The organism is Vibrio penaeicida (assembly GCF_019977755.1).
In the GTDB taxonomy this organism is placed as follows: domain Bacteria; phylum Pseudomonadota; class Gammaproteobacteria; order Enterobacterales; family Vibrionaceae; genus Vibrio; species Vibrio penaeicida.
On sequence record NZ_AP025144.1, the window covers coordinates 3,518,579 to 3,545,104 of the forward strand.

The 26,526-nt window shown below is 44.4% G+C and carries 21 protein-coding genes; 11 read left to right on the forward strand and 10 right to left on the reverse strand.

Features of this window, described 5'->3' with window-relative positions; translation table 11 throughout:
- Positions 1–71 precede the first annotated feature (71 nt).
- Both LDO37_RS15790 and LDO37_RS15795 read right to left on the reverse strand, forming a co-directional pair.
- On the reverse strand, positions 72–1,676 hold the full coding sequence (locus LDO37_RS15790; protein ID WP_126607210.1) for a methyl-accepting chemotaxis protein: 1,605 nt from the start codon (positions 1,674–1,676) through the stop codon (positions 72–74).
- Positions 1,677–2,026: 350 nt separating this feature from the next.
- Complete coding sequence (locus LDO37_RS15795) at positions 2,027–3,541, reverse strand: CYTH and CHAD domain-containing protein (protein WP_126607211.1); 1,515 nt, start codon at positions 3,539–3,541, stop codon at positions 2,027–2,029.
- A 203-nt stretch (positions 3,542–3,744) separates the two neighbouring features.
- Here LDO37_RS15795 and LDO37_RS15800 point away from each other — a divergent pair, with 203 nt between their 5' ends.
- The 3 genes from LDO37_RS15800 (at position 3,745) to LDO37_RS15810 (ending at position 6,584) form a co-directional block, all read left to right on the forward strand.
- Positions 3,745–4,425, forward strand: coding sequence for a TIGR00153 family protein (locus LDO37_RS15800; protein ID WP_101112456.1), 681 nt, complete (start codon positions 3,745–3,747; stop codon positions 4,423–4,425).
- Positions 4,426–4,547: 122 nt separating this feature from the next.
- A complete protein-coding gene (locus LDO37_RS15805) occupies positions 4,548–5,807 on the forward strand; it encodes an inorganic phosphate transporter (RefSeq protein WP_126607212.1) in 1,260 nt (419 codons plus the stop codon).
- Between the two features lie 165 nt (positions 5,808–5,972).
- The gene (locus LDO37_RS15810) at positions 5,973–6,584 is read left to right on the forward strand and encodes a TIGR04211 family SH3 domain-containing protein (RefSeq protein ID WP_101112458.1); all 612 of its coding nucleotides are present in this window, start codon (positions 5,973–5,975) and stop codon (positions 6,582–6,584) included.
- A gap of 96 nt (positions 6,585–6,680) precedes the next feature.
- Here the strand turns inward: LDO37_RS15810 and LDO37_RS15815 are convergent, their stop codons facing one another.
- Positions 6,681–7,394 (reverse strand): general secretion pathway protein GspB, encoded by a 714-nt coding sequence (locus tag LDO37_RS15815; RefSeq protein WP_185829760.1) that lies wholly within the window; start codon positions 7,392–7,394, stop codon positions 6,681–6,683.
- Positions 7,395–7,457: 63 nt separating this feature from the next.
- Complete coding sequence (locus tag LDO37_RS15820; RefSeq protein ID WP_126607214.1) at positions 7,458–9,065, reverse strand: ExeA family protein; 1,608 nt, start codon at positions 9,063–9,065, stop codon at positions 7,458–7,460.
- An 84-nt stretch (positions 9,066–9,149) separates the two neighbouring features.
- On the opposite strand from LDO37_RS15820, the gene LDO37_RS15825 reads away from it, so the two are divergent.
- Complete coding sequence (locus LDO37_RS15825) at positions 9,150–10,361, forward strand: multifunctional CCA addition/repair protein (RefSeq protein WP_126607215.1); 1,212 nt, start codon at positions 9,150–9,152, stop codon at positions 10,359–10,361.
- 87 nt (positions 10,362–10,448) lie between these two features.
- Here LDO37_RS15825 and hpt read toward each other — a convergent pair whose 3' ends face one another.
- Entirely contained in the window at positions 10,449–10,982 is a 534-nt protein-coding gene (gene hpt, locus LDO37_RS15830) for a hypoxanthine phosphoribosyltransferase (RefSeq protein ID WP_101112462.1), read from the reverse strand.
- Between the two features lie 254 nt (positions 10,983–11,236).
- Here hpt and LDO37_RS15835 point away from each other — a divergent pair, with 254 nt between their 5' ends.
- On the forward strand, positions 11,237–11,848 hold the full coding sequence (locus LDO37_RS15835; protein ID WP_101112463.1) for a TetR/AcrR family transcriptional regulator: 612 nt from the start codon (positions 11,237–11,239) through the stop codon (positions 11,846–11,848).
- 154 nt (positions 11,849–12,002) lie between these two features.
- On the opposite strand, the gene lpdA is transcribed toward LDO37_RS15835, so the two are convergent.
- The 5 genes from lpdA to ampD form a co-directional block, all read right to left on the reverse strand.
- Positions 12,003–13,433 carry a dihydrolipoyl dehydrogenase gene (lpdA, locus tag LDO37_RS15840; protein WP_101112464.1) on the reverse strand — a complete coding sequence of 477 codons (1,431 nt, stop codon included), beginning with the start codon at positions 13,431–13,433 and terminating at the stop codon, positions 12,003–12,005.
- A 247-nt stretch (positions 13,434–13,680) separates the two neighbouring features.
- On the reverse strand, positions 13,681–15,240 hold the full coding sequence (gene aceF, locus LDO37_RS15845) for a pyruvate dehydrogenase complex dihydrolipoyllysine-residue acetyltransferase (protein ID WP_126606917.1): 1,560 nt from the start codon (positions 15,238–15,240) through the stop codon (positions 13,681–13,683).
- Positions 15,241–15,271: 31 nt separating this feature from the next.
- Positions 15,272–17,935: a pyruvate dehydrogenase (acetyl-transferring), homodimeric type gene (gene aceE, locus LDO37_RS15850; RefSeq protein WP_126606915.1), complete on the reverse strand. Its 2,664-nt coding sequence runs from the start codon at positions 17,933–17,935 to the stop codon at positions 15,272–15,274.
- Positions 17,936–17,989: 54 nt separating this feature from the next.
- Positions 17,990–18,757 (reverse strand): pyruvate dehydrogenase complex transcriptional repressor PdhR, encoded by a 768-nt coding sequence (gene pdhR, locus LDO37_RS15855; RefSeq protein WP_101112467.1) that lies wholly within the window; start codon positions 18,755–18,757, stop codon positions 17,990–17,992.
- 576 nt (positions 18,758–19,333) lie between these two features.
- Complete coding sequence (gene ampD / locus LDO37_RS15860; RefSeq protein WP_126606913.1) at positions 19,334–19,891, reverse strand: 1,6-anhydro-N-acetylmuramyl-L-alanine amidase AmpD; 558 nt, start codon at positions 19,889–19,891, stop codon at positions 19,334–19,336.
- A 483-nt stretch (positions 19,892–20,374) separates the two neighbouring features.
- Here ampD and nadC point away from each other — a divergent pair, with 483 nt between their 5' ends.
- The 6 genes from nadC (at position 20,375) to coaE (ending at position 26,493) form a co-directional block, all read left to right on the forward strand.
- A complete protein-coding gene (nadC, locus tag LDO37_RS15865; RefSeq protein WP_126606912.1) occupies positions 20,375–21,262 on the forward strand; it encodes a carboxylating nicotinate-nucleotide diphosphorylase in 888 nt (295 codons plus the stop codon).
- 294 nt (positions 21,263–21,556) lie between these two features.
- Positions 21,557–21,979, forward strand: a complete 423-nt coding sequence (locus LDO37_RS15870) for a pilin (RefSeq protein WP_126606910.1) — start codon at positions 21,557–21,559, stop codon at positions 21,977–21,979.
- A 3-nt stretch (positions 21,980–21,982) separates the two neighbouring features.
- Positions 21,983–23,671, forward strand: coding sequence for a type IV-A pilus assembly ATPase PilB (gene pilB, locus LDO37_RS15875; RefSeq protein WP_126606908.1), 1,689 nt, complete (start codon positions 21,983–21,985; stop codon positions 23,669–23,671).
- 9 nt (positions 23,672–23,680) lie between these two features.
- Positions 23,681–24,913: a type II secretion system F family protein gene (locus tag LDO37_RS15880; RefSeq protein ID WP_126606907.1), complete on the forward strand. Its 1,233-nt coding sequence runs from the start codon at positions 23,681–23,683 to the stop codon at positions 24,911–24,913.
- A 59-nt stretch (positions 24,914–24,972) separates the two neighbouring features.
- The gene (locus LDO37_RS15885; RefSeq protein ID WP_126606905.1) at positions 24,973–25,842 is read left to right on the forward strand and encodes a prepilin peptidase; all 870 of its coding nucleotides are present in this window, start codon (positions 24,973–24,975) and stop codon (positions 25,840–25,842) included.
- Positions 25,843–25,893: 51 nt separating this feature from the next.
- The gene (gene coaE, locus LDO37_RS15890) at positions 25,894–26,493 is read left to right on the forward strand and encodes a dephospho-CoA kinase (protein ID WP_126606903.1); all 600 of its coding nucleotides are present in this window, start codon (positions 25,894–25,896) and stop codon (positions 26,491–26,493) included.
- Positions 26,494–26,526 lie beyond the last annotated feature (33 nt).

The following is a 26,526-nucleotide window of genomic DNA, read 5'->3' on the forward strand; positions in this document are numbered from 1 at the left end:
CCATATCACATAAAAAAACGCCCACATATGAAATGTGAGCGCTATTTGCATTCTATGAGTTTAAAAATAGATTAAACATTAAATGACTGTATTTTCCCGTCCAATTCTTCAGCGTTAGCTTGCATGATCTCTGAGGTTTCTAACAGCTCACCAACCACAACAACAGAGGCCTCTACCAACTCGCGAACATTGTCTAGGTTTTGGTTCATCTCTTCCGCGACCGTACTTTGTTGCCCAGCCGCTGTTGCAATTTGGAAATTCATGTCATTGATTTGGCTCACTTGAGCAACAATGCCATCCAGCTCAGTACCAGCATTAGTAACCAGCTCCACGCCTTCTGCGGCTTCAACCACACTTTTTTCCATTAACTCAACCGCTGAATTTGCGCTGGTTTGAAGTTGAGTAATCATTTCTTGAATCTCAATCGTCGCACCTTGCGTTCTTTGAGCGAGGTTTCTAACTTCATCGGCAACCACCGCAAAACCACGGCCTGCTTCACCTGCGCGTGCTGCTTCAATTGCCGCATTCAGCGCTAAAAGATTGGTCTGTTCAGAGATGCCTTGAATCGTCCCAACAACGCTACCAATGGCTTCTACACGTTCTTCTACTTGGTTCACAGCCTGAGCAGACTCAGAGATGTCACCTGAGAGCTCACTCATCTTACCTACAGTATCTTGCACAAATCGCTGACCTTGCTGAGCCTGACTCGATGCATTTTCAGTCACAGATGAAGCACTTTGGGCATGTTCTGCGACTGTCTGAACGGTTGTAGTCATTTCGCTCATTGCCGTGGCGAGTTGGTCGATCTCGTTAAACTCTTCTTGAGCAGAATCTTTGGTTTCCGACATGCTAATCGTCATCACTTCCGTAAGGGCAGATAGCTCTTGAGAAGAATCGACTTGAAGTTTGATCACCTCTTGCAGCTGAGAGCGTGTTCGCTCAAGCTCACGAGCAAGATCGCCGTACTCGTCTTTGCATTCTAGGTTGATGGGTGTCGATAGGTCTTTGTCTGCCATTCTTTGTATGCTTGAAGCAATGTACTGAGTTTGACGCAGCATAATTCGCGCAGCGCCAAGTAACAGAGCAACAAACACAATGATCATCACCAAAGTTTGCCAAAAGATTTGCGATAGATAGTCGTCATAGCGAGCCTGAGCAACATCTCCGCTTTGAGAGGCAATAACAAACCAATCTGCACTGCTTAATTTGGATGCATACTCAAATCGGTTACCGCCTTCCAATTCAAAACCAAAGCCAGCTGATGCACTATTAATAAGACCAGATAAAAGCTGTCCGCTTTCCGTTGACTGAGTAAGATCAGAAATGGTTCTTGCAGAAGGATGGCCTAGGACTTTGCCAGTATCGCGCTCAACCAAATAGATGTAATGGTTGTTGTCGCGGCTTTTAACCAACGCAGTAATGGTTTTTTCCGCCAGCGATGTCGCGTCTTCCCCATTACTTCTTAAAACACTGTCAATAAAAGAGGCTTGTGCATGGGAAACTTCTTGCGCTTGGTCTTTTTGGACAAGAACCACAGAGTCGTAAAAAGTATTCGCATCCCAAAGTTGCTTAACAATGATTAAGACGGTGCTGAATACCATCAGCATCACTAATTTTGGTACCAACCGAATATCTGTAATGACTCTTTCCCACGGCTTGAACTTCATGCTCGCCATAGTACGTACTCCATATAGTGTTCATTTACCTGCGAACAAATACTGCCGCACTCTTTGTGAGACGTGGATTTTTTTGTAGTTGTAGATTTATTTTACGCCTCGTATGAAAAAACGATGATAACAAAGACACTTCGTTGCCATTGAGTTACCTGTCACTTTTCGCTGATGGATTTCCCTAATTGTGATCCAATGCTTGTTGTTCACTCATATTGTTGGAAATCCCGTCAATTGTGTATCGGCGGTGACACAGGAATCTGTAGTAACTTTTTGAGTTTGGTAAAGAAATGAGCCCATAATGAGCCGAAAACTAAAGTGCACTTATTCAATAAAGTGCACTTTAAAGGAGAAATTTACTGCCAATAAGGGGTCGTATCGATACTCATTTGGCGGGTTTGCTCCATAGCATGCAAAATTGAGTTTCCTTGTCGGTTCAACCAACGCTCCAGCTGCATTTGGTTTTCACCTTCTAAACTTGGAAGCAATTTATGCAGCGGCTCTAACATCAATAAATCGTCAATACCTTGCTTAAGATCTTCCCAAGGTAAGCGGAATGCATTTCTATCTTCTGTATCATAGAGAGAGGCAAAACAGATCCCAGTGTACAGATTTCTAGATAGGCGGTATTGCTGGTCAATGTATTCTTGACGGTTCAATTGACGCTCTGCTGGAAATGCTTCAACCAATTCAGCCCACGTTCTATCAAGTTGCTTGACCGAAAAGCTTCGTATGTCTTGTGCCATTTTCTCACGCGCTTTGTCATCAAGGAACGGCTGCCAACCACGAGTAAGTATCCATCGACTCAAATCAAGCAACAATCGTGTATAGCGTGAGGATTTGAGAAGTTTTAACGAATGCTCTCTACTTGGTAACGCTTGGAATTGAGTGCCAAGCTGTTCGACAAGCCACTTTCGCGCATCCAGCTTTCGTAACGCATGCCCTTTATCGTCCATCAGCTCATCAAGGTAATCCGCCTCTTTGAGCCAAGTCAGCTCATCTTCTAACCACATCAATTCTTGTCGCAAAATAGCGCTTGCTCGCCTTGGAACTATGCCCCCAAATACCGACAGTGTTTGGCGAATGAATCCAATTGAGTGTGCAATTTCGTGTAAAGCATCGAACTCATCACGCTCTACATAGATTTGCTCGTGGTAATGCCAGTGACCCAATGCATGCTCTAAAGACTGAATAAGGCAATACTCAGCGTTGTGAGAACTTTCCGTCGCCACTAACGATAGAGGCATAACTTCATCACCTTGATGACCGTAAGCCAATCGGTATCCGCGTGCCGCTTTACTCAAATTACCCAAACGCATACCGCCATCTTCACACAATATCCGAGCAAGGTTGAACAGCGCATCGGTTTGTCCGGACTTTAACTCCAGCTCGACTTCGCAAATTTCGTCTTTGTTGTCACCCGCCGTCACCCAACCTTGATCAAACGCCACTTCAACTTGGCTGCCATCCGTCATGCTGATCAGCCATTGCTCACGCTTGAAATCGGTAGAAAAAATAGGGGTAAGTTCTTGTTGCAACGCGTCTATTGCTTTGCCATTAGGCCAAATGTCGCTAGGATGAAGGTGTAGGTCGGGAATATTGTTGGTATGTTCGGCGTTATATTCAGGTCGTTGATGTAAACCAGCGACAACACGCCCCGCAGTTTTAACTGTTTGCACAAAGACATCATCATAACGACGAATTCGCAGACCTATGTCATGTTGTCTTAACCAATTTTCTGGCGTATCGAAATAGGTATTACCCAGCTCTCGACAACTGTGCTGAAGAACTTTCTCTTCAGCTATTTTAGCTACCAAAGTCGTTGAAAATTCAGGTGAAACGAAAAACTTCAGTTCTATCTCAGTTTCCATATTTATACCTTTAACGGATGACCCTGAAAGCATATTGCTTAATCCCATCGTCGACAAGTGGCAATTAACGCCCAAATGATGATCTAAAACAGTTTTAATGATGGATTGATTAGGTTAACATGCGCGACTTTATAGCCATCGTTCAAGATTTCGCCTTTATGGCTGAAGTTTCTTATAGGTTATATTTTTTAGGTTGAATAGCCATGCCAGTGAATACAATTATGGGGTTATTTGCAAAGTCCCCAATTAAACCTTTGCAACGCCACGTTGTGTGTGTGAACGAGTGCTGCTCTCACTTAGTTAACTTCTTTGAAGTTAGTGCTAAGGGTGACTGGGAAAAAGCAGGCGAAATTCGTGCACAAATCTCTCACTTGGAGAGAGAAGCGGACGTCTTAAAACGTGAGATTCGTCTGAAACTGCCACGTGGCTTATTCATGCCTGTAGATCGTACCGATATGCTTGATTTGCTGACGCAGCAAGACAAGCTAGCCAACCTTGCAAAAGACATTGCAGGTAGGGTGATTGGTCGTCAATTGCAAATCCCAGAACCACTTCAGGAAAACTTCATTTTATACGTTAAGCGTTGTCTTGATGCCGCCGATCAGGCTCAGAAAGTCATCAGCGAATTAGACGAATTATTGGAAACTGGCTTTAAAGGTCGAGAAGTCACTTTGGTGGCAGAGATGATCAATCAATTGGATGCCATCGAAGACGATACCGATGCCATGCAAATTGTATTGCGCCAGCAACTAATGGCGATCGAATCGAAGTACAATCCGATCGACATCATGTTCTTATACAAGATTTTAGAATGGGTAGGTGGCATCGCCGATCAAGCTCAGCGCGTTGGCGCTCGTCTTGAACTGATGCTATCTCGTTCATAAACGAAAACTGAAACACATAACATGAGATTGGATTGTATCAAGGCACACGGAAGGCTTGTGTGCCTTTGTTGCGCGCTTGTTCAAAAATCCTCTCATACGTTATCCAACAACTAGGTATTACGATGGATATCCTCGCGAACTACGGCACTATCATTATTATAGTGGCTGCACTATTTGGCTTCTTAATGGCAATCGGTATCGGTGCCAATGATGTAGCAAACGCCATGGGTACGTCAGTTGGCTCTAAAGCGCTGACGGTAAAACAAGCGATCATCATCGCAATGATTTTCGAATTTGCTGGTGCTTACTTAGCAGGCGGTGAAGTAACCGATACTATCCGTAAAGGTGTTATCGAGACCTCCTTCTTCGCTGATCAACCCGACGTGCTTGTATACGGCATGATGTCTGCGCTTCTTGCTGCAGGTACGTGGCTATTGCTTGCGTCTTATATGGGCTGGCCGGTCTCCACTACTCACTCCATTATCGGTGCTATTATCGGATTCGCTTGCGTATCTGTAGGTACTGAAGCCGTTGACTGGCAGTCAGTGCAAGGAATAGTCGGGAGCTGGATTGTGACACCACTCATTTCAGGTATCTTTGCATATCTGATATTTGTGAGTGCTCAGCGACTTATCTTCGATACAGAAAACCCACTCATCAACGCCAAACGTTTTGTGCCAGTCTACATGTTCATCACGACCATGGTGATCGCATTAGTAACCATTAAGAAAGGTTTGAAACACGTAGGCTTGCATTTAAGCAACACTGAAGCATGGTTATGGTCTGCCGGCGTATCGGGTTTAATCATGATTGGCGGTTACCTCTATATTCAGAAGAAATTTGCTCACCGCGAAGACGACCACAGTTTTGCTGGCGTTGAGAGCATCTTCAGTGTGCTAATGGTGATTACTGCGTGTGCGATGGCATTTGCTCACGGCTCCAACGATGTTGCGAACGCGATTGGTCCTCTATCGGCAGTCGTATCGACCGTTGAAAACCTCGGCGAAATCGTGACGAAAACATCCATTGCATGGTGGATCTTGCCACTAGGTGGTATTGGTATTGTGGTTGGTTTGGCGACTATGGGTCACAAAGTGATGGCAACCGTGGGAACGGGTATTACAGAACTTACACCAAGCCGTGGTTTTGCTGCGCAGCTTGCGACCGCTTCAACGGTTGTTTTGGCTTCTGGTACTGGCTTACCCATTTCCACAACACAAACGTTAGTGGGCGCGGTATTAGGTGTCGGTTTTGCACGTGGTATCGCAGCACTAAACCTCGGCGTTGTACGTAACATTGTTGCATCTTGGGTTGTGACTTTACCAGCTGGCGCATTGCTGGCAGTCATCTTCTTCTATGCAATTCAAGGCTTATTTTTGTAAGCCTTTTGTTAGACACATGTCATTATTGACTCAAACGCACAGAAAGGGAGGCTTTGCCTCCCTCTTTTGTTGCACCACTGCCTGAAAATTCATACTATCTCTGTCTAATTAAGAATAAATGAATGGCGTAAACGTTGTTCAACTCCATCAGTTAAGGGACGTACCGTGAAAAAACTTATTTGTCTGGCCCTCTTTAGCATGCTTGTCGCGCCTGTCAGCTTCGCAAAAGATCGTTACATCTCAGACAACTTATTCACTTATATGCACGCAGGACCAAGCAATCAATTTCGAATCATCGGCAGTGTTAATGCAGGCGACAAAATCACACTGGTTGCAACAAATCGAGATTCTGGATACAGCCAAGTTGTCGACTCCAAAGGCAGAAAAGGCTGGGTAGAAAGTAAATACGTGTCCACACGCCCAAGTATGGCTGAACGATTACCTGCACTTGAGAAAGAGCTAGGTGAAGTAAAAGAGAAGCTCGCAAATGCGCGTAGAAGCTCTGACGACGAGAAATCGGGGCTGGTTGACTCACTTGAAGCTCGTAACGAACAAATCAAAGAGCTTGAAAAGAACTACGCTGATATGAATAAGCAACTTACCGCCTCTCAAAGCGAAGTACGCGAACTGCGCGCTAAGCTAGATACACAGAAAGAAGACCTACTATTGAAATACTTCATGTACGGTGGTGGTGTTGCGGGAATTGGTCTTATCTTTGGATTGGTTCTTCCCCATCTAATTCCTCGTAGGAAAAAGGCGCCATCTGGTTGGGCTTAATGCTTCATACAAATAGAGATTAAAACAAGAAGGGCACGTTATGTGCCCTTTTTTAATCGCCGAATTTATTGAAAAATAGTTTTTTGAAAACAGCAGCTAACGCCACTCATGCAGTGCTGGTAATTCAATTTTCTGTCCAGCAAACTCCACAACAACTGTTCTAGGGGTAATGCTATCGATCATTACTTTATCATCCACCCAGTCCCCCTCTTTTAACTCCTTGCCATTCACTTTAACCCAGCGTCGATCTTTATTTGACGCGTACATATGAGTTTGCAGATTAAGTGCAGGAAGCTTACCCTGGAATCGGCGTTCATTACCCACTAAGGGCGTCGCTTCAACGGGTTCATCATTATAGCGACTAGAGTCTGGATAAGCCGTATCGTCAATGGCAGATTGAACGGCTAGCGCTAACTCTGGAGATAATGAGGAAAGATCTAAGTTATCCAGCGTTTCTTTCTTTTTCTCTGTTGGCTTTTTCTCTGTTAGCTTTTGATCCGTTTGAGATCTTAGCCCAGTTTGAGATGTTTCCTGTGTTTGAGAGCTCAGCACCCGCGCATTTTCCGTTGTCGAGTCATACAACACCTCAGTAGGTGAGCCATCCACCGTTGGCATATCCTTAAGAGGCTTAGCTTCGGGGTAATCCATTACTTTAGCAAGCTGTGTCTTTACTGTTTCAACTTGGATAATCGGGGCGCTATCTGGTTGATAATTTAAATAATGCCATGAAGAAACCAAAACGGCGGGAATGACAAATACCATCGTTTTAAACAGACTCGAACCCGTTGAAGGTGTATTTAAATAGCTCATTGAATGCCACCACATAATACGAAGTGACAGAACACCCCTAATTCTTTTATTTCAATAAAGGCATTAAGCATCCGATGGTACCTCTGTCGTTTTAGTCAGTGAAGGGGCCGAGTCATTCACTATTAAATCCAGATACTGCAAGGTTTTCGCTCCTACAATTCCATCAACAAATAGCCCTTGCCAACGCTGAAAAGCCTCCACTTTCTCTTTCAATATTTCATCAAAAACATTGCTGCTCTGTGACGCTTCACCAAGCGCTTTAGCAAGCATCGACTCTAACTTAGCAACGGACTCGCCTTGCTGACCAAGTTTAAGAGTTTCCGCTATTGGATCATGCCAAATAGTGCGGTATTCGCCAGCCCAATGTTGCTCTAACCACCCAACAGGCACTTCTACTCGACCATCACCAACCAAAATTTGGGCAGTTTCATCAGACACTGCATACAGCAGCGCATAATGACGTTCATCGCCAACATTCAGCGCAAAAACAACAGGGCGATTTTGTTGTATCACATCATCCAGCCCCCCAGATTCAATGGAGCAATAGTAGGATGAACGTGACCTTTCACAATCCGTGTCACGAACCGAGGCTTTCAGCCCCCACAACTCAAACAACTTTAATGTCGCTTTGGTTTCACCTTCACTGCGCTTTAAATATGGCGATAGCGTGTCAGCAACGGGGATTTGGATGGTCTTAGTCGTAACCTGAATTTCCGGAGTTTGAGCAGGGATCCACTTCTGTAAGGCAAGAGGAGTGGCGAAGTAAGCAAACGTTGCGAGGGCTGCACTTCCCGTTAATAGCAATATATTTGGCCAAACAGAAGAGGGAGTAGAAGATGGTGACACGGCGCCTTGTACGGGAGCTTGAAACGCCATAACATCCTGACAAGCTTGTTCGGCTCGCGCTTTACTCACAACTTTGACACCACTTTGGCTAGCGTATTGCAGGCTTTTATCGCAGATTAGATTGATAAGACGAGGGATGCCCTGAGTATATTTTGCGATAATTTTAATTGCAGCCGGTTCAAAAGTGCTTTGAGCGCCGTTTGCTAACCCAAGTCGAAACTCGATGTACTCGCTCACTTCAGCACGGTTAAGCGGCAGCAAGTGATAGCGACCAGTAATGCGCTGTGCAAGCTGTCTCAATTCAGTTGTCTGCAACTTTGCTTGTAGTTCAGGCTGCCCAATCAATAATACTTTTAAGAGTTTTTGGCTATCGGTTTCTAAATTAGTGAGAAGCCGTAATTGCTCAAGCACATCTGGCAGTAGATGCTGTGCCTCATCAATGATCAAAAGCGTTTGAAACCCACCAGCATAGTTATCAAGCAAGAAGCGCTGAATGGATTGTGTTAGTACCTTAAGGCTTGCTGATTCTGGGTATTCAATACCAAACTCATCGCAAATCGCTTCCAACAAATCTTGGTTTGAATAGGTCGGATTTAAAATAAGTGCTGCTTTGGTTTCTTCTCCAAGCGCGGAAAGCATGGCTTTCGAAACGGTTGTTTTGCCTGTTCCAACTTCACCAGTAAGCATTGCAAACCCACCACCTTCACCTAAACCAGATTGAAGATGGTTCATTGCTTCTCTGTGACGCGCACTCAAATACAAATACCGAGAACTCGGTACTATTGAGAATGGCATTTCCGTGAAACCGAAAAAATCCTTATACATGCTTATCTCTCTTCGCTAAGATTCTGGCAAATTACCATTGTGACGAGGTTTGTAAAGCCTCGAGGCATAATTAGGAGGTCAAACTTGGACGTATATTTAGTCGGTGGCGCTGTGCGAGACCAATTACTGGGTATTCCGGTACACGACAAGGATTGGGTTGTAGTGGGTAGCTCACCAGAAAAAATGCTCGCCAATAGGTACCAAGCCGTCGGCAAAGACTTTCCTGTATTCTTGCATCCAGAAAGTCATGAGGAATATGCATTAGCGCGTACCGAACGAAAGTCAGGGCATGGTTACACTGGCTTTGAATGTCACTTTGCACCTGATGTGACCATTGAGGACGACCTCCTTCGAAGAGACTTAACCATCAACGCCATGGCTCAACACAAGGATGGAAGAATTGTCGATCCTTACGGTGGGCAACATGACCTCAATAACAAAATCTTGCGCCATGTGTCTGATGCATTTGTCGAAGACCCTCTTCGCGTTCTTCGCGTGGCTCGGTTCGCAGCCAAGCTGGCTTCATTAGGTTTTACTGTCGCAGATGAAACCCTGAAATTGATGTCCAAGATAGCGCAATCCGGCGAGCTTGAACACTTGACGCCTGAACGGGTTTGGCAGGAATGGCATAAATCTCTCAATACAGACAGACCTGACGTATTTCTAGAGGTACTCAGACAATGTGGCGCTCTGGAAGTCGTCCTCCCAGAATTGGACGCTTTATTTGGTGTCCCACAACCGGAGCAGTGGCACCCTGAAATCGATACTGGTATTCATACGTTGATGGTTGCAAGGCAAGGCGCTGATTTGAGCCAAGACCCCGTCATTAGATTTGCAGCACAAGTTCACGACTTAGGGAAAGGGGTAACACCGAAGGAAGAATGGCCGAGCCACAAAATGCATTGCCACACAGGGCTCAACATAATTAAGAAATTATGTGAGCGCATTAAAATTCCCAACGAGTTCAGAGAAACCGCCTTGGCCGTATGCGAACATCACACCAATGTGCACCGTGCAGAAGAACTAAGAGCAAAAACAAAACTTAAAATACTGAATAAATTGGATGTGTGGCGTAAACCTGAACGCTTGGCTCAACTCTTAATCTGCTGTGAAGCCGATCATCGTGGGCGGCTGGGTTTAGAAGATAACCCCTACCCTCAATCGAAACTCTTCAATCAAGCTTATCAGGCTGCTTTGCAAGTGGATGTACAAAAGGTTATTCAGGATGGATTTCAGGGAAAAGAAATACGTGAAGAGTTAGACAAGCGGCGATTGCGCTTTATTCAAGAATTGTAAAACCAAAAGACCGTACACAAACGTCATTACGAAAACGCCACTATCGCAATAGTGGCGTTTATTCTGTTTGCATTACAGACCGAGTGCTTACTCTTGAGGAACCACTTTCCCAATGTAAGGTAAGTTACGGTATTTCTGAGCGTAATCGATACCAACACCAACAACAAACTCATCTGGAATCTCAAAACCAATGAATTTTGCATCGACTGCAATTTCACGACGAGAGGGTTTGTCTAAAAGAGTACAAATTTCGATAGAAGCAGGCTCGCGAATTTCTAAAATTTCGCATACTTTACTCAACGTGTTGCCCGTATCGATGATGTCTTCCACCAACAAAACGTCTTTATTTTTGATGTCGTCATCCAGATCTTTCAAAATACGCACATCGCGTGAGCTTTCCATCGCGTTGCCATAGCTAGATGCGGTCATGAAATCGACAGTATGATTCTTACCAATGGCACGCGTCAGATCAGCCATAAAAACAAATGAACCACGAAGCAGTCCCACCAACACCAACTCTTTGTCTGAATCTTTGTAGCGCTCGGTGATTTTCTTGCCCAATTCGATAACTCGATCCTGAACGTCTTGCTCAGAAATCATTACTTCAACTGTATGTTTCATACTGCTCTCAATTAGTTAGTGGCTGATTTTGCAGGTAAAGTCACATTATCAATAATTTGAATTTTCGTTAATGTGCACCCAATAACACATTTTACCACTGCAAACGACTCAGGGTAAATTTTTAACTTGGTCATGAAATTGAGCACTTTTTAACATTTCTTGATTGACACTTTTATATGCACCATTACACTCATATGGCAAATCTAATTATAAAATAATCATTAAACTTCATATGTTGGCAAGGAAAATCAATTATGGATACTGTAAAAAAACGTCCAAGAACAAGGCTATCTCCACAGAAACGTAAAGAACAGCTGCATGATATTGCGATAGAAGTATTCGCAAAACGCGGTATCGGTCGCGGTGGTCACGCTGATATTGCTGAGATCGCTCAGGTATCAGTTGCAACTGTTTTCAACTACTTCCAGACCCGTGAAGATTTGGTTGATGAAGTACTGAGCCAAGTTGAGAAACAATACGCTCTTTTCATCAATGAAAGCATTCTTCCAGAAGCAACTGCCGAAGAAAACTTAACGAGCCTAACCAAGAACATCATTAAGTTTGCACTCGATGGCACGCACTGGATGAAAGTTTGGTTCGAGTGGAGCACATCTACTCGTGAAGAAGTATGGCCTTTGTTCCTATCCAGTAACGAAGAATCTCAGAAGCGTGTTGAAGACATGTTCCTGACCGCGATGCAACGTGGCGAAGTATGCGATGAGCACAAAGCAGAAGACTTAGCTAAGCTATTACACGGCATTTGCTACTCTCTTTATGTTCAAGCTAACCGCAACCCAGATCCAGAGTACTTAGAAGGGCTTGTAGCTAGCTTCCTGGGTATGCTTTGCATTTACAAGCAAGACTAAAACGCGCTTTTGTAAAACGGTAAAATAGATAAGCGGAGGGATTTTCCCCTCCGTTTTTTGTTTTTGTCCGCCCGAAAGCCGAAAACGCCACGAGAAACAGAAACAAAAAAACCGCTGACTGGCAGCGGTTTTTATCATTCAGCTTTTAGAAAAATTACTTCTTCTTCTTCACAGCTTTCTTGTTTGGAAGGTCAGTAATAGAGCCTTCAAACACTTCAGCAGCCAAACCTACAGATTCGTGTAGAGTTGGGTGAGCGTGGATGGTTAGAGCGATGTCTTCTGCATCACAGCCCATCTCGATAGCCAAACCAATTTCACCTAGTAGCTCACCACCGTTAGTACCAACGATAGCACCACCGATTACGCGGTGTGTTTCTTTATCGAAAATAAGCTTAGTCATACCATCAGCACAGTCAGACGCGATTGCACGCCCAGACGCAGCCCATGGGAAAGTCGCAGTTTCGTAGTTGATACCTTCCGCTTTTGCTTCTTTCTCTGTCTTACCAACCCACGCCACTTCTGGCTCAGTGTAAGCGATTGAAGGAATAACTTTAGGATCGAAGTAGTGTTTCTTACCAGAAATCACTTCTGCAGCAACATGGCCTTCATGCACACCTTTGTGTGCCAGCATTGGCTGACCGACAACATCACCAATCGCAAAGATATGAGGAATGTTTGTGCGCATTTGCTTATCCACATTGATAAAGCCACGCTCATCAATCTCGATACCCGCTTTTTCACCATCGATAAGAAGACCGTTTGGTACACGACCGATAGCAACAAGAACAGCATCGTAGCGCTCAGCTTCTGCTGGTGCTTTTTTGCCTTCCATTGAAACGTAGATACCATCTTCTTTGGCTTCAACAGCCGTCACTTTGGTTTCTAGCATCAAGTTGAACTTGTCTTTAACTCGCTTGGTGTAAACCTTAACGATGTCTTTATCAGCTGCAGGGATCACTTGGTCAAACATTTCAACAACGTCAACCTGAGAACCTAGTGACTGGTATACCGTACCCATTTCAAGACCGATGATACCACCACCCATAATAAGCAGTTTGCCCGGAACTTCTTTAAGCTCTAGTGCATCAGTAGAATCCCAAATACGTGGGTCTTCATGCGGGATAAACGGAAGTTTAATTGGGCGAGAACCTGCCGCAATGATAGCGTTGTCGAAGTTAACTGTAGTTGCTTCGCCTTCACCTTCTACAAGAATAGAATTAGGGCCAGTGAACTTACCGTAACCGTTAACCACTGTTACGTTACGCATCTTAGCCATACCGCCAAGACCGCCCGTCAATTGGTTAACCACTTTTTCTTTCCAGATTCGGATTTTGTTGATGTCCGTTTGCGGCTCACCAAATACCACACCGTGATCAGCCATTGCTTTCGCTTCTTCGATCACTTTAGATACGTGTAGCAGTGCTTTAGATGGGATACAACCCACGTTTAGACACACTCCACCTAGGGTGGTGTAACGCTCGATAAGTACCGTTTCTAGACCTAGATCCGCACAACGGAACGCAGCAGAATAACCAGCAGGACCAGAACCAAGTACAACAACTTGGGCTTTAATTTCTTTGCTCATTTTGACCTCTTGTAGTCATTATCCCTAACAGGCTGAGTGGGTGTTCAATGAATTCTTTTTTAGAACGTTTTATTTTCAGACCGAAACAGTTTACAGAGTTGTTAAAGGTGTGAAAAGTAAATCCATTTAGCCTGTGAGCCAGACAACAGTTCAATTGAGATTCTCTTGTTATCAACAAGGTTAAATCAAACTGTCAGCTTGTAATTTAAGGGCGGCTTATCGCCGCCCTGATTTTACGTATCTTGACTTATAGCACCAAGCGACGGATATCGCTCAGACAACCATTCAAGTAAGTGATGAAGCGCGCACCTTCTGCACCATCAATCACACGGTGGTCGTATGAAAGAGATAGTGGAAGCTGTAGGCGAGGTGTGAAATCTTTACCATTCCACACCGGCTTCATTTCAGACTTGGATACACCTAGGATTCCAACTTCTGGCGCATTTACGATAGGAGTAAACGCTGTTCCGCCGATACCGCCTAGGCTAGAAATTGTGAAACATCCGCCTTGCATATCACCAGCCGTCAGTTTGCCTGCACGTGCTTTCTTAGACACAGCCATTAGCTCTTCAGATAGCTCGTAAATGCCTTTCTTGTTTACATCTTTGAATACAGGAACAACAAGACCGTTTGGCGTATCAACCGCGATACCGACGTTCACGTATTTCTTAAGAATGATGCTTTCACCATCTTCAGAAAGAGAAGAGTTGAATGCAGGGAACGCTTCTAGTGCTTTCGCTACTGCTTTCATGATGAACACAAGTGGCGTGATCTTCATGCCCGAATCTTTCTTAGCTTCGATTGCATTCTGCTCTTTACGGAATGCTTCTAGCTCAGTGATATCTGCGTTGTCCCACTGCGTAACGTGAGGGATCATCACCCAGTTACGGTGTAGATTTGCACCAGAAATCTTCTTAATCTTAGAAAGTTTCTGAACTTCAGTTTCACCAAACTTGCTGAAGTCAACTTTTGGCCAAGGAAGTAGACCTAACGCAGAACCATCGCCACTGCCTGAAGCAGCAGAGCCAGACTCTAGACGCTTAAGCGCATCTTTAACGTAAGACTGAACATCTTCTTTTAAGATGCGACTCTTACGACCAGAACCTTTAACCTTAGATAGGTTTACGCCAAACTCACGAGCGAGACGACGAACAACTGGAGAAGCGTGAGCGTACTCGTTGTTCTCTTGGAAATCACCTGTAGATGCAGCTGGAGTCGCTTTTGGTGCTTCCGTTTTTGCTGGAGCCGCCGCAGGTGCAGCCGCTTCAGCTTGAGCAGGGGCTGCTGCAGGTGCTGGCGCCGCGCCTTCTACAACAAACGTCATGATTAGAGAGCCAGTCGACACTTTATCGCCAGCATTAATCTTGATCTCTTTTACTGTACCAGCGAACGGTGCAGGAACTTCCATTGACGCTTTATCGCCTTCAACAGTGATAAGAGATTGCTCTTCTTCTACTGCATCGCCAACTGCAACCATAATTTCAGTAACTTCAACTTCGTCGCCACCGATATCTGGAACATTAATTTCTTTCTCTACAGACGCAACAGGTGCTGCCGGCGCTGCTTCAGCCGCACCTTCTGCTTCAAAGATCATGATCAAAGTGCCTGTGGTGACTGAATCACCTTCAGTCACTTTTATCTCTTTCACTACACCCGCTTGAGATGCAGGAACTTCCATAGAGGCTTTGTCGCCTTCTACAGTAATAAGGGATTGTTCTTCTTCGACCTTGTCGCCAACGCTTACAAGAATCTCAGTAACTTCAACCTCATCTGCACCAATGTCAGGTACATTAATTTCGATTGCCATTGCTTATCTACCTTCTAAATTAAGCGTTGTCTTATGCGTATAGCGGGTTTGTTTTTTCAGTGTCGATGTCGAACTTCTTAATCGCTTCAACAACCACTGATTTCTCAACGTCACCGCGCTTCGCTAGTTCAGTTAGTGCCGCAACTACTACGTAACCTGCGTTCACTTCGAAGTGACGACGTAGGTTTTCACGGCTGTCTGAGCGACCGAAGCCGTCAGTACCAAGAACCTTGAAAGATTCAGCTGGAATGAACGCTCGAACTTGCTCAGAGTAGTTCTTCATGTAATCCGTCGCAGCAATAGTTGGCTCATCACCAAGTACTGATGTGATGTATGGAACTTTCGCTTCTGCTTCAGGGTGAAGCATGTTGTAACGCTCTGCATTCTGACCATCACGAGTTAGTTCGTTGAAAGAGGTTACAGAGAATACATCTGACGCCACACCGTACTCTTCACTTAGGATAGTCGCCGCTTTACGAACTTCGTTCATGATTGTGCCAGAGCTCAATAGCTGAACTTTAGACTTATCACCCGCGTAAGATTCAAGCTTGTAGATACCCTTACGAATGCCTTCTTCAGCGCCTTCAGGCATTGCTGGCATTGCGTAGTTTTCGTTCATTACGGTTAGGTAGTAGAACACGTTTTCTTGATCAGCACCGTACATGCGACGGATACCGTCTTGCATGATTACAGCAACTTCATAAGCAAACGTTGGGTCGTAAGAAATACAGTTAGGGATGGTGTTCGCCAATACGTGAGAATGACCATCTTCGTGCTGTAGACCTTCACCATTCAATGTTGTACGACCAGCCGTTGCACCCAGTAGGAAGCCACGCGCTTGTTGGTCACCTGCCATCCACGCCATGTCGCCAACACGTTGGAAACCGAACATAGAGTAGTAGATGTAGAATGGGATCATTGGTAGGTCGTTGGTGCTGTATGACGTTGCAGCCGCAACCCAAGATGCCATTGAACCTAGCTCGTTGATACCTTCCTGTAGAACCTGACCAGAAGTCGCTTCTTTGTAGTAAGAAACAATGCCTTTATCTTCAGGCGTGTATTCTTGACCGTGCGGGTTGTAGATACCGATCTGGCGGAATAGACCTTCCATACCAAATGTACGTGCTTCATCACAGATAATAGGTACAACGTTTTTGCCGATGCCTTTATTCTTAAGAAGAATATTTAGCGTACGAACGTAGGCCATCGTTGTTGAGATTTCACGCTTTTGCTCGCTCAATAATGGGGCAAATTCTTCTAGCTCAGGAACCTTAAGCTCTTGAGTGAAGTTAGGCAGACGCTGCGGCGTGTAACCTTTTAGATCTTTACGACGTGCGTGAAGGTATTCGTATTCCGCTGAACCTTCTTCTAGTTTCAGGTACGGAAGTTCTTTCACTGCGTCATCGGTTAAGATGTCTTGAAGACCTAGACGATCACGTAAATGAAGTACGTGAGTCATATCCATTTTCTTAACTTGGTGCGCGATGTTCTTACCTTCAGCCGCTTCACCCATGCCGTAACCTTTTACAGTCTTAGCTAGGATAACCGTTGGGCGACCGTTAGTTTCTGCTGCATTCTTGTATGCTGCGTAAAGCTTAGATGACTCATGACCACCACGCTTAAGAGCGAAGATTTCGTCATCGGTCATATCTGCAACAAGTGCTGCTGTTTCTGGGTATTTACCAAAGAAGTGCTCACGTACGTACGCGCCATCTTTCGACTTAAATGTTTGGTAGTCACCATCTACAGTCTCGTTCATCAGCTGCAGTAGTTTACCTGTCGTATCTTTAGCAAGTAGAGCATCCCAGTTGCTACCCCAGATAACTTTAACAACGTTCCAGCCAGCGCCCTTAAATAGACCTTCTAGCTCTTGGATGATGCTACCGTTACCCATTACAGGTCCATCTAGGCGCTGAAGGTTACAGTTGATTAGGAAGCATAGGTTGTCTAGCTTCTCACGTGCTGCAAAAGATAGAGAACCACGTGATTCTGGCTCATCCATCTCACCGTCGCCTAGGAAAGCGTATACACGTTGAGCAGAAGTATCTTTCAAGCCACGACCATCAAGGTACTTAAGGAAGCGCGCTTGATAGATTGCTGAAATTGGACCTAAGCCCATAGATACCGTTGGGAACTGCCAGAACTCAGGCATAAGTTTAGGGTGCGGGTATGATGGGATACCTTTGCCGTCTACTTCTTGACGGAAGTTATCTAGCTGATCTTCAGTTAGACGACCTTCAACAAATGCGCGAGAGTAGATACCTGGAGAGATATGACCTTGGTAGTAAACCAAATCGCCACCGTCCGTCTCATTAGGAGCACGGAAGAAGTGGTTGAAACATACTTCGTAGAATGCCGCCGCTGACTGGTAAGAAGCCATGTGACCACCTAGGTCTAGGTCTTTCTTAGAAGCACGTAATACGATCATTACCGAGTTCCAACGAATAATGGCACGAATACGGCGCTCTAACGTTGTGTCACCAGGGTAAGCTGGTTCTTGATCGGCTGGAATCGTGTTGATGTAGTTAGTTGTGATGCCTGTTGGCATATCAACACCATCAAGGCGTGCTTTATCTAGAACTTGCTCTAACAAGAATTGTGCACGTTCTACACCTTCTTCACGAACGACTGACTCAAGTGCCTGAAGCCATTCTTGAGTTTCAAGTGCGTCTACGTCATGCTTCGTATCAGACATGGCGATCTATCCTTCTGTTGGTTGGATCTACTTTAAACTTGTGACAAGCCGTGATTACGACTCGTTACCTCGCTGAATTCTACGCAAAGAGCGTTCTCTTCTTGACTCTTCACGAGTTAAATCCAGCAATGTTTCTTCGATATAAGCTAAATGTGAGTGAGACATTTCACGCGCCTGTTCAGGCTGACCAGAAACAATCGCATCCACAATGTTAGCTCGATGTTTACTGACTCTATCCACCACTTCTTCGCGGCGATGCAATAGCTTTAAATTTTGTAAGACATTTTGCTCAAGCAAAGGCGACAAGCTACGCACGATATGCAGTAACACCACATTATGTGCCGCTTCCGTTAAGGCAATAAGAAACGCCATAACCGCTGAAGCTTCTACTTCTACGTCTTTTTTGTCTTGAGCTTCGCGAATTTGCTCTAAGCAGCGTTGAATTCGCTCAAAGTCTTCATCGGTACCGCGCAATGCAGCAAAGTAAGCAGATAACCCTTCCATCGCGTGTCGCGCTTCCAGCAAATCTAACTGGGTTTCGGAATGGGTAGACAATAAGTTCAACAAAGGATCGGAAAAGCTCTTCCATAGGGATTCACTAACGAAAGTCCCACCACCTTGGCGTCGGGTTAACAATCGCTTTGCTTCCAGCCTCTGAATCGCTTCTCGGACAGAAGGACGCGAAACATCAAACTGCTTCGCTAGCTCTCGTTCCGGTGGCAATTGTTCCCCCGGTGAGAGTGTTCCTTCCAATATCAACCGCTCCAACTCTTGTTCAATAACATCAGAGAGTTTCGGCTGACGAATCCTTTGATAAGCCATATTTATTGTTCTTCTACTCTTGCAGTCAATTGGTAATACCAATTTCAAATTGGGCGAAAAAATAACATAATTAAAACGTTTCTGTCCAGATAAAACTTGACGCACATCATTGAACGAAGAACAAATTAACCCAGACGTAACAAGAGTGTATTAAAACGGCAATAAAATTGGTCTTACCAATTAATATTTCATTCTGTGTGACATAAATTAAAGTTATGAAAAATTGTTTGTGACAGTAGATATACCCAAGTAACCTCAAAGTGCAGGGTTCAGAGCCTCATAGTCTGTTCCAGTTCAAGGAGAAGAATGCGGTGGAATGACGAGTCCTTTCCAAGTTCTTTGACGACGAAATGGGACAGAATATGGGCTCCCAAGGGCGAGTTTAACTGGCTTTCACACTGCGTTACTGATTCTTGATTTAGAATGACTAGATCTTCATATCAGTGCCTTGTCTGAAAGCCAGTTAATTCTCGCTGAACCAAGCATCTTGAGGTTACTTGGGTATAAAGCTTAGTCACATCTTGGGGTTTGACACGTTAAACAATATGACTATCCAGCTAACACGCTGAAAATGTGCTAATTCGATCCAGTTTTGAGAAGTTTGCGAAAATGTCGCCAATCAAATGTGAGACCGGGATCAGATTTGCGCAGAGGCGCGATGTATTGATGCCCAGTAATTCGGTGGTCACTCATCTTTGGGTATTGAGATTGTAGTAATTTCGTTAACTCAACCAATGAGTCATATTGCTCAGGTGTATAGCTGTCGAACTCACACCCTTCCAATTCAATACCAATAGAATAATCATTGCAGCGTTTGCGACCCGCAAAACTGGACACACCAGCATGCCAGGCTCGTTTATCAAACGGAACAAATTGCACGACTTCACCGGTGCGCCGAATCAAACAATGAGCGGACACTTTAAGGTTTTTAATGACTTCAAAAAACGGGTGAAGGGTATGGTCCAGATTTCCTGCAAAAAAATCATCAACAAATGTGCCGCCATACTGGCGAGGAGGCAAGCTAATATGATGTACAACCAGCAAAGAAATGTCTTCACCTTCGGGTCGCTCATCGTAATAAGGGGACGCCACTTTATTTATATCAGTAAGCCAATGAGATTCATCGATTTTCATGTTGTTTAATTCTTACAAAACCGTTTAGTGGACAGAGTATATACCCAGTAATATACCCAAGTAATATACCCAAGTAACCTCAATATACCTGGTTCAGCGAGAATTAACTGGCTTTCAGGCAAGGCAGCGATATGAAGATCTAGTCATTCTAAATCAAACATCGGTAACGCAGTATGAAAGCCAGTTAAACTCGCCCTCGGGAGCCCATAGTCTATCCCATTCCGTCGTCGAAGAACTTGGAAAGGATTCATCATTCCACTGCGTTCTTCTCCTTGAACTGGAACAGACTATGAGGCTCTGAATCCTGTATCTTGAGGTCACTTGGGTATATCAATATGCAGGCATAGTTAACGCTAGAAAAAGGCGAACGAATTTTGATTAATAATAGACGTAACTAAGTTAGATACCGATAAATAGCTGAATTATCCTCCAAGCCAGAGTATGATGCAGACAATTTCAACCTCTGGTATTTACTGAATTGCGATGAAGAATACACACAACAGCCAAGAACGTCTTGACTACCTAAAACAGCAACTTCCATTGGAAATTACACGCGCAGTCGAAGACACCTTAAAAGAAGATTTAGGGGGCACTCTTGATCCCGCAGCAGACATAACCGCAGCGTTAATCCCAGAGGAAGCCACCAATACCGCAACGATTATTACGCGAGAGCACGGCATCTTTTGCGGTCAAGCATGGGCAGACGAAGTGTTCAAGCAACTTGGTGGCGAAGTAAAGATAGAATGGCATGTTCAAGATGGCGATAAAGTAGAGCCAAATCAAACCCTATGCACACTTTCAGGTCCCGCTCGTGCTCTTTTAACGGGTGAACGTAATGCTATGAACTTTATTCAAACGCTTTCGGGCTGCGCTACGTTGGTTGCAGAATACGCTGAAAAGCTGCAAGGCACAGATTGCCGCCTGCTCGATACACGCAAAACCATTCCTGGTTTACGAAGTGCACTAAAATATGCTGTCGCTTGTGGCGGTGGATTCAATCATCGTATTGGCGTCTTTGACGCTTACTTAATAAAAGAGAATCATATTGTTGCTTGTGGGGGCATCCGTAAAGCCATTGAAACAGCCAAAACCCTAAACCCAGGGAAGCCCGTTGAGGTTGAAACTGAAAACCTAGATGAGCTAAAAGAAGCGATTGAAGCAGGCGCGGATATTGTCATGCTTGATAACTTCTCCACAGATATGATGCGAGAAGCCGTCAAAATTAACGCAGGCAAAGCGGCGCTGGAAAACTCTGGAAACGTTACTTTAGAGACAATCCGCGAATACGCTGACACGGGCGTCGACTATATTTCGGTTGGTGCACTCACTAAACATTTGAAAGCAATGGATCTTTCCATGCGCTTTAAGTGACGCAAGCTCGAAATAAAAACCAGATTTGAGCACTGTCACAAATCTGAAATAATTTATAAATATAAACTTAAGATTGAAAAGGAAGCGCGGCTTCCTTTTTTTAGCCTTATCATAAGGTTGCGACTGACATCACCCACCCCATTTGAACTCACTCGCACTCAGTCAGTAACCTACTGAAACAAAGGTGAAAAATCTAAAATCCTCCTCCAGCAATCCTTTATTTACAGTTTCTTTACTCTTGGCACGCTCCTATCCTCGCTCTGTTTTTATACGACCTTATAAACGGAGTTATTTATGAAAAATAAGAAACAACAGGGCTTTACGCTGATAGAGCTGATGATTGTGGTAGCGATAATTGGTGTTTTATCTGCTGTAGCTATTCCAGCCTATAAAAACCATGTTAAAAAATCAGAAGCGGCAACAGGTTTAGCTACTGCACGAGCTTTAGTAACCAATGTTGATATGTATATACAAGAGATAGGCGCTTTTCCTTCCGATCTCGCTAAAGTTGGAGCAACTTCAGGAATGAATAAATTAGGAACTCTTTCTCTCGCAGCTAGCGGAGCGGGAGGCACTATAAAATTTTTGTTTGGGTCCAACTCATCTATTGATACAGCATATGTTGAACTGGGTAAGTCCTCAACTGGATGGGCTTGTGCTTTCACCGATTCTGGTAAAATTGATAGCACAGAGATTCCAAAAAGCTGTAAGCCGTAACCAATGCACACCAACTTAGCTAGCATTCTTCGCCAAGCCGATATTATTAGTGAAGCACATGAACTGGCTATTATTGAGCGCATAGGCAGCACTGGGGGCACCGTCCCCAGTGCTATTGCAGCGCTTGGTATTATTCCTGTTTTTGAATTGACTCAGCATATTGCTGAGATTTTTGGTTTGTCGGTCATAGAAACCAATCAATACGACTACCTTCCGTTATGTGAGCAGCTTGGTCTACGAGACCTGATCACTCGCTACAATGCGCTGCCTGTTGAATCCACCAACAATACTCTATTTATTGCGCTATCTGACCCAACGATCGTTGAAGCAGAAGAAGAGTTTCGCTTTGCTACCAATCAGCAAGTCGAAATCCTGCTTTGTGATGAAAGAGAATTAACCAGCTGCATTCGTAGAATGTACGGCAAAAATAGAGTCGATAGCAGCACTGGTGCTAAAGAAATCACGCAAGAAGAGCTCGCGGATTTGGTTCAAGTGGGTGATGATGAATTTGATTCAGCAGAAGATCTCAGCTTAGACGACGCCCCAGTCAGTCGCTTTATTCATCAAGTATTGTTCGATGCAGTACGTAAAGGGGCTTCCGACATTCATTTTGAACCTTATGAAGAAACGTACCGTATCCGGATGCGATGCGACGGTATTCTTATTCAAGCCAATAGCCCAGCTCCTCAATTAGGGCGAAGGCTAGCCGCACGATTAAAAATACTTTCAAAACTGGATATTGCCGAACGGCGTTTACCTCAAGATGGGCGCATCAAGCTAAAACTCAGCGACACAACTGCGATCGATCTTCGGGTATCCACTCTGCCCACGCTTTGGGGAGAGAAAATTGTTCTACGTTTATTGGACAGCAGCAGTGCGAATTTGAACATCGATATGCTCGGCTATAGTGAAGAACAAAAAGCCTTATATATCGAAGCCCTACGTCGCCCTCAGGGCATGATCTTAATGACAGGTCCTACAGGGAGCGGTAAAACCGTTTCACTGTACACAGGACTTAGTATTCTCAATACGGTTGAACGCAATATTTCAACCGCTGAAGATCCGGTCGAGATCAACCTAGCGGGCATCAACCAAGTCCAAATTCGCCCTAAAATCGGCTTTACCTTTGCCGCTGCACTTAAATCCTTTTTGCGCCAAGATCCTGACATCGTGATGCTAGGTGAGATACGAGATTTTGAAACAGCGGAAATCGCCATCAAGGCGGCTCAAACAGGGCACTTGGTTCTATCGACCTTACATACCAACTCCGCAGCAGAAACGGTTATTCGGCTAGGCAATATGGGGGTTGAACCTTATAACCTCTCGTCTTCACTGAGTTTGATCATCGCTCAACGTTTAGCAAGGCGTTTGTGCCCACACTGTAAAATACCGCACCAGCTCTCTCCAGCACTGTTAGACAAACACAGAATTGAGACTAGCACACCCATTTTTCAAGCGTCTAAAGAGGGCTGCGCCGATTGCAACTCAGGGTACAGTGGTCGAATTGGTATCTATGAGGTCATGCCTTTTGATGCGGAAATGCAGCAAGCTATTTCTCATAAAGCCAATATCGCAGAAATTGAAATGCTAGCGGTTAAAAACGGTATGAAAACTCTGAGTCAGTCTGGTATTGAAATATTAAAACAAGGCATCACGAGCTACCAAGAACTACAACGCGTTTTGTATTTGTAAGGAGATATTTTGGATCGTTCAATTACCCCTCGCCTCAAACTGTACAACTTTCGCTGGAAAGGCATTAACAGCTCTGGGAAAAAAGTCTCTGGGCAATTTCTGGCGTACACCGAGGTTGAAGTACGCGATAAGCTGCGAAACCAACAAGTTCAAATTAAAAAAGTCAGGAAATCGGGTATCTCGTTGCTCGATAAGCTGAGCCACAAAGTTAAAAAGAAAGACATCATGGTGTTCACTCGCCAAATGGCAACCATGCTGGGAACTGGTGTCCCCATCGTTCAATCGTTAAGAATGGTGTCGGATAATCACAACAAAGCAGAGATGAAATCCATCCTGTCTCAGGTAACCAAATCCGTAGAGGCTGGCACTCCTATCTCTAAAGCACTTAGCACATCCAATAGCCTGTTTGACAGCTTTTACACCGACTTGATTGAAACTGGTGAGCAGACTGGTAATTTATCCGATGTTTTTGAGCGTATCGCTACCTATCAAGAAAAAAGCGAGCAGCTCCGCTCTAAAGTCATTAAAGCGATGATCTACCCTGTCATGGTTCTTTTGACTGCAATTGGAGTGTCTGTTCTGATGCTCAAGTTCGTCATACCCGAGTTTGAGACGATGTTTTCGGGGTTTGGCGCTGAATTACCATGGTTTACTCAACAAGTGCTAAAACTCTCGCACATAGTGCAAAACGACTTGTGGAAGATGGTGGTCGCTATCACCGTACTGGGCATTGCTTTTAAACTCATCAGAAAACGATCGTTTAAATTTCGCTTAAGAAGCTCCAGGTGGGGACTGAAATTCCCAATCATCGGAAGCGTTTTTAGTAAAGCAGCCATCGCCAAGTTCAGCCGAACACTGGCCACCAGCTTTAATGCTGGTATCCCTATTCTTAACGGGCTCAAAACCAGCTCTAAGACCGCCAGCAATTTGCATTACCAAGTCGCGATAGAACAGGTTTATAAAGATACAGCAGCAGGTATGCCTATTTATATCGCCATGAGAAACACGGAAGCTTTTCCAGAAATGGTCTTGCAAATGGTCATGATTGGAGAAGAAACAGGTTCACTCGACGACATGCTGAATAAAGTCGCGAACGTCTACGAGTTTGAAGTTGATAACACCGTTGATAACCTCGGAAAATTACTCGAACCCCTCATTATCATCTTTCTTGGTGTTGTAATTGGTGGGTTAGTCGTCTCTATGTACTTGCCAGTGTTTAACTTAATGAGTGTATTAGGCTAATATTTGCCATTGGCTAGTGGTCTTTAGACCCTAAACACATTCCACCTTAGAGATCATATATGGACGCTTTTCACTACTACCCTTGGCTGTTTCCGTTGATGGCTGCTGTATTTGGGTTGGTCATTGGTAGTTTTTTGAATGTCGTGATTTACCGTCTTCCAAGAATGATGGAAAACGAATGGCGACAAGAGTGTGCTGACTCTTTTCCTGAGTACAATATTGCGCCTCCAACAGAGAAGCTCACCTTAAGCGTCCCACGTTCTACTTGTCAAAAGTGCAATACACAAATCAGAATTCGGGATAATGTCCCAGTGCTCAGCTGGTTACTTCTACGCGGTAAATGTCGCGCTTGCGGCACTGCGATCTCAGCTCGTTACCCTCTTATCGAACTGCTTACCGCAGGTCTCAGCTTTGCTGTTGCAAACTATTTCGGGTTCAGTTATTTCTCTATTGCCCTTCTATTTTTTACTTTTGTGCTTATCGCAGCCACTTTCATTGATTTCGACACTTTACTTCTCCCCGACCAACTCACCTTACCGCTTATGTGGGCAGGGATAGCGCTTTCGCTCTTTGAAATCAGCCCTGTATCACTCACTGATTCCGTGATCGGTGCAATGGCGGGTTACTTGTGTTTATGGAGTGTTTATTACCTGTTTAAGCTGCTTACTGGCAAAGAAGGGATGGGGTTTGGCGATTTCAAATTACTTGCGGCACTCGGAGCTTGGTTGGGTTGGCAAAGTTTGCCCATTATAATCCTGATGTCATCACTAGTGGGTGTTGTGTTTGGCGTGATTCAGCTAAGATTGCAGAAAAAAGGCATCGAACAAGCCTTCCCTTTTGGTCCTTACCTTGCCATCGCTGGTTGGGTTACCCTATTGTTTGGAAAAGACATCACAAGTTGGTATTTTTCACATTTCCTTGGCATTTAGTTGTGAATCAAAGATAGACTGTTTCACCATTGCAGATTTAAAAGGCAAAGAATGGCATTTGTTGTTGGTTTAACTGGAGGGATTGCTAGCGGGAAAACAACCGTCGCGAATCTTTTTCAAAAACACTTCAAGATCGATATTGTCGACGCTGATGTTATCGCTAGACAAGTTGTGGAGCCTAACTCGGAAGGTTTAGGTAAAATTGCAGAGTATTTTGGCGCTGATGTATTAAATTCAGATGGTTCATTAAATCGTGTAGAACTTAGGGCAAGAGTTTTTGAGAACGAAAATGAAAAACTTTGGCTTAATAACTTGCTTCATCCCATGATTCGCCAGAAAATGAAACAAAGCTTAATGCAGTTACAATCACCTTATGGTCTATTGGTTGTGCCTTTGCTTGTAGAGAACCAATTACAATCAATGGCAGATACCGTGCTGGTTGTCGATGTATCACGAGATACACAGATTCAGCGCACCATGAATAGGGATAATGTCCCTCAAGCGCAAGTCGAGTCTATTTTAAATGCACAAGTAACTCGTGAAGAACGCTTGAGCCATGCAAATGATGTAATAGACAATGATTCATCAGAGAGTGACCTATTGTCGCAAGTTACAGCGCTACACCAAAAATATTTATCATTGAGCCACTAACCCATAACACGGCGAAAGGAGCACAAAGGCGTT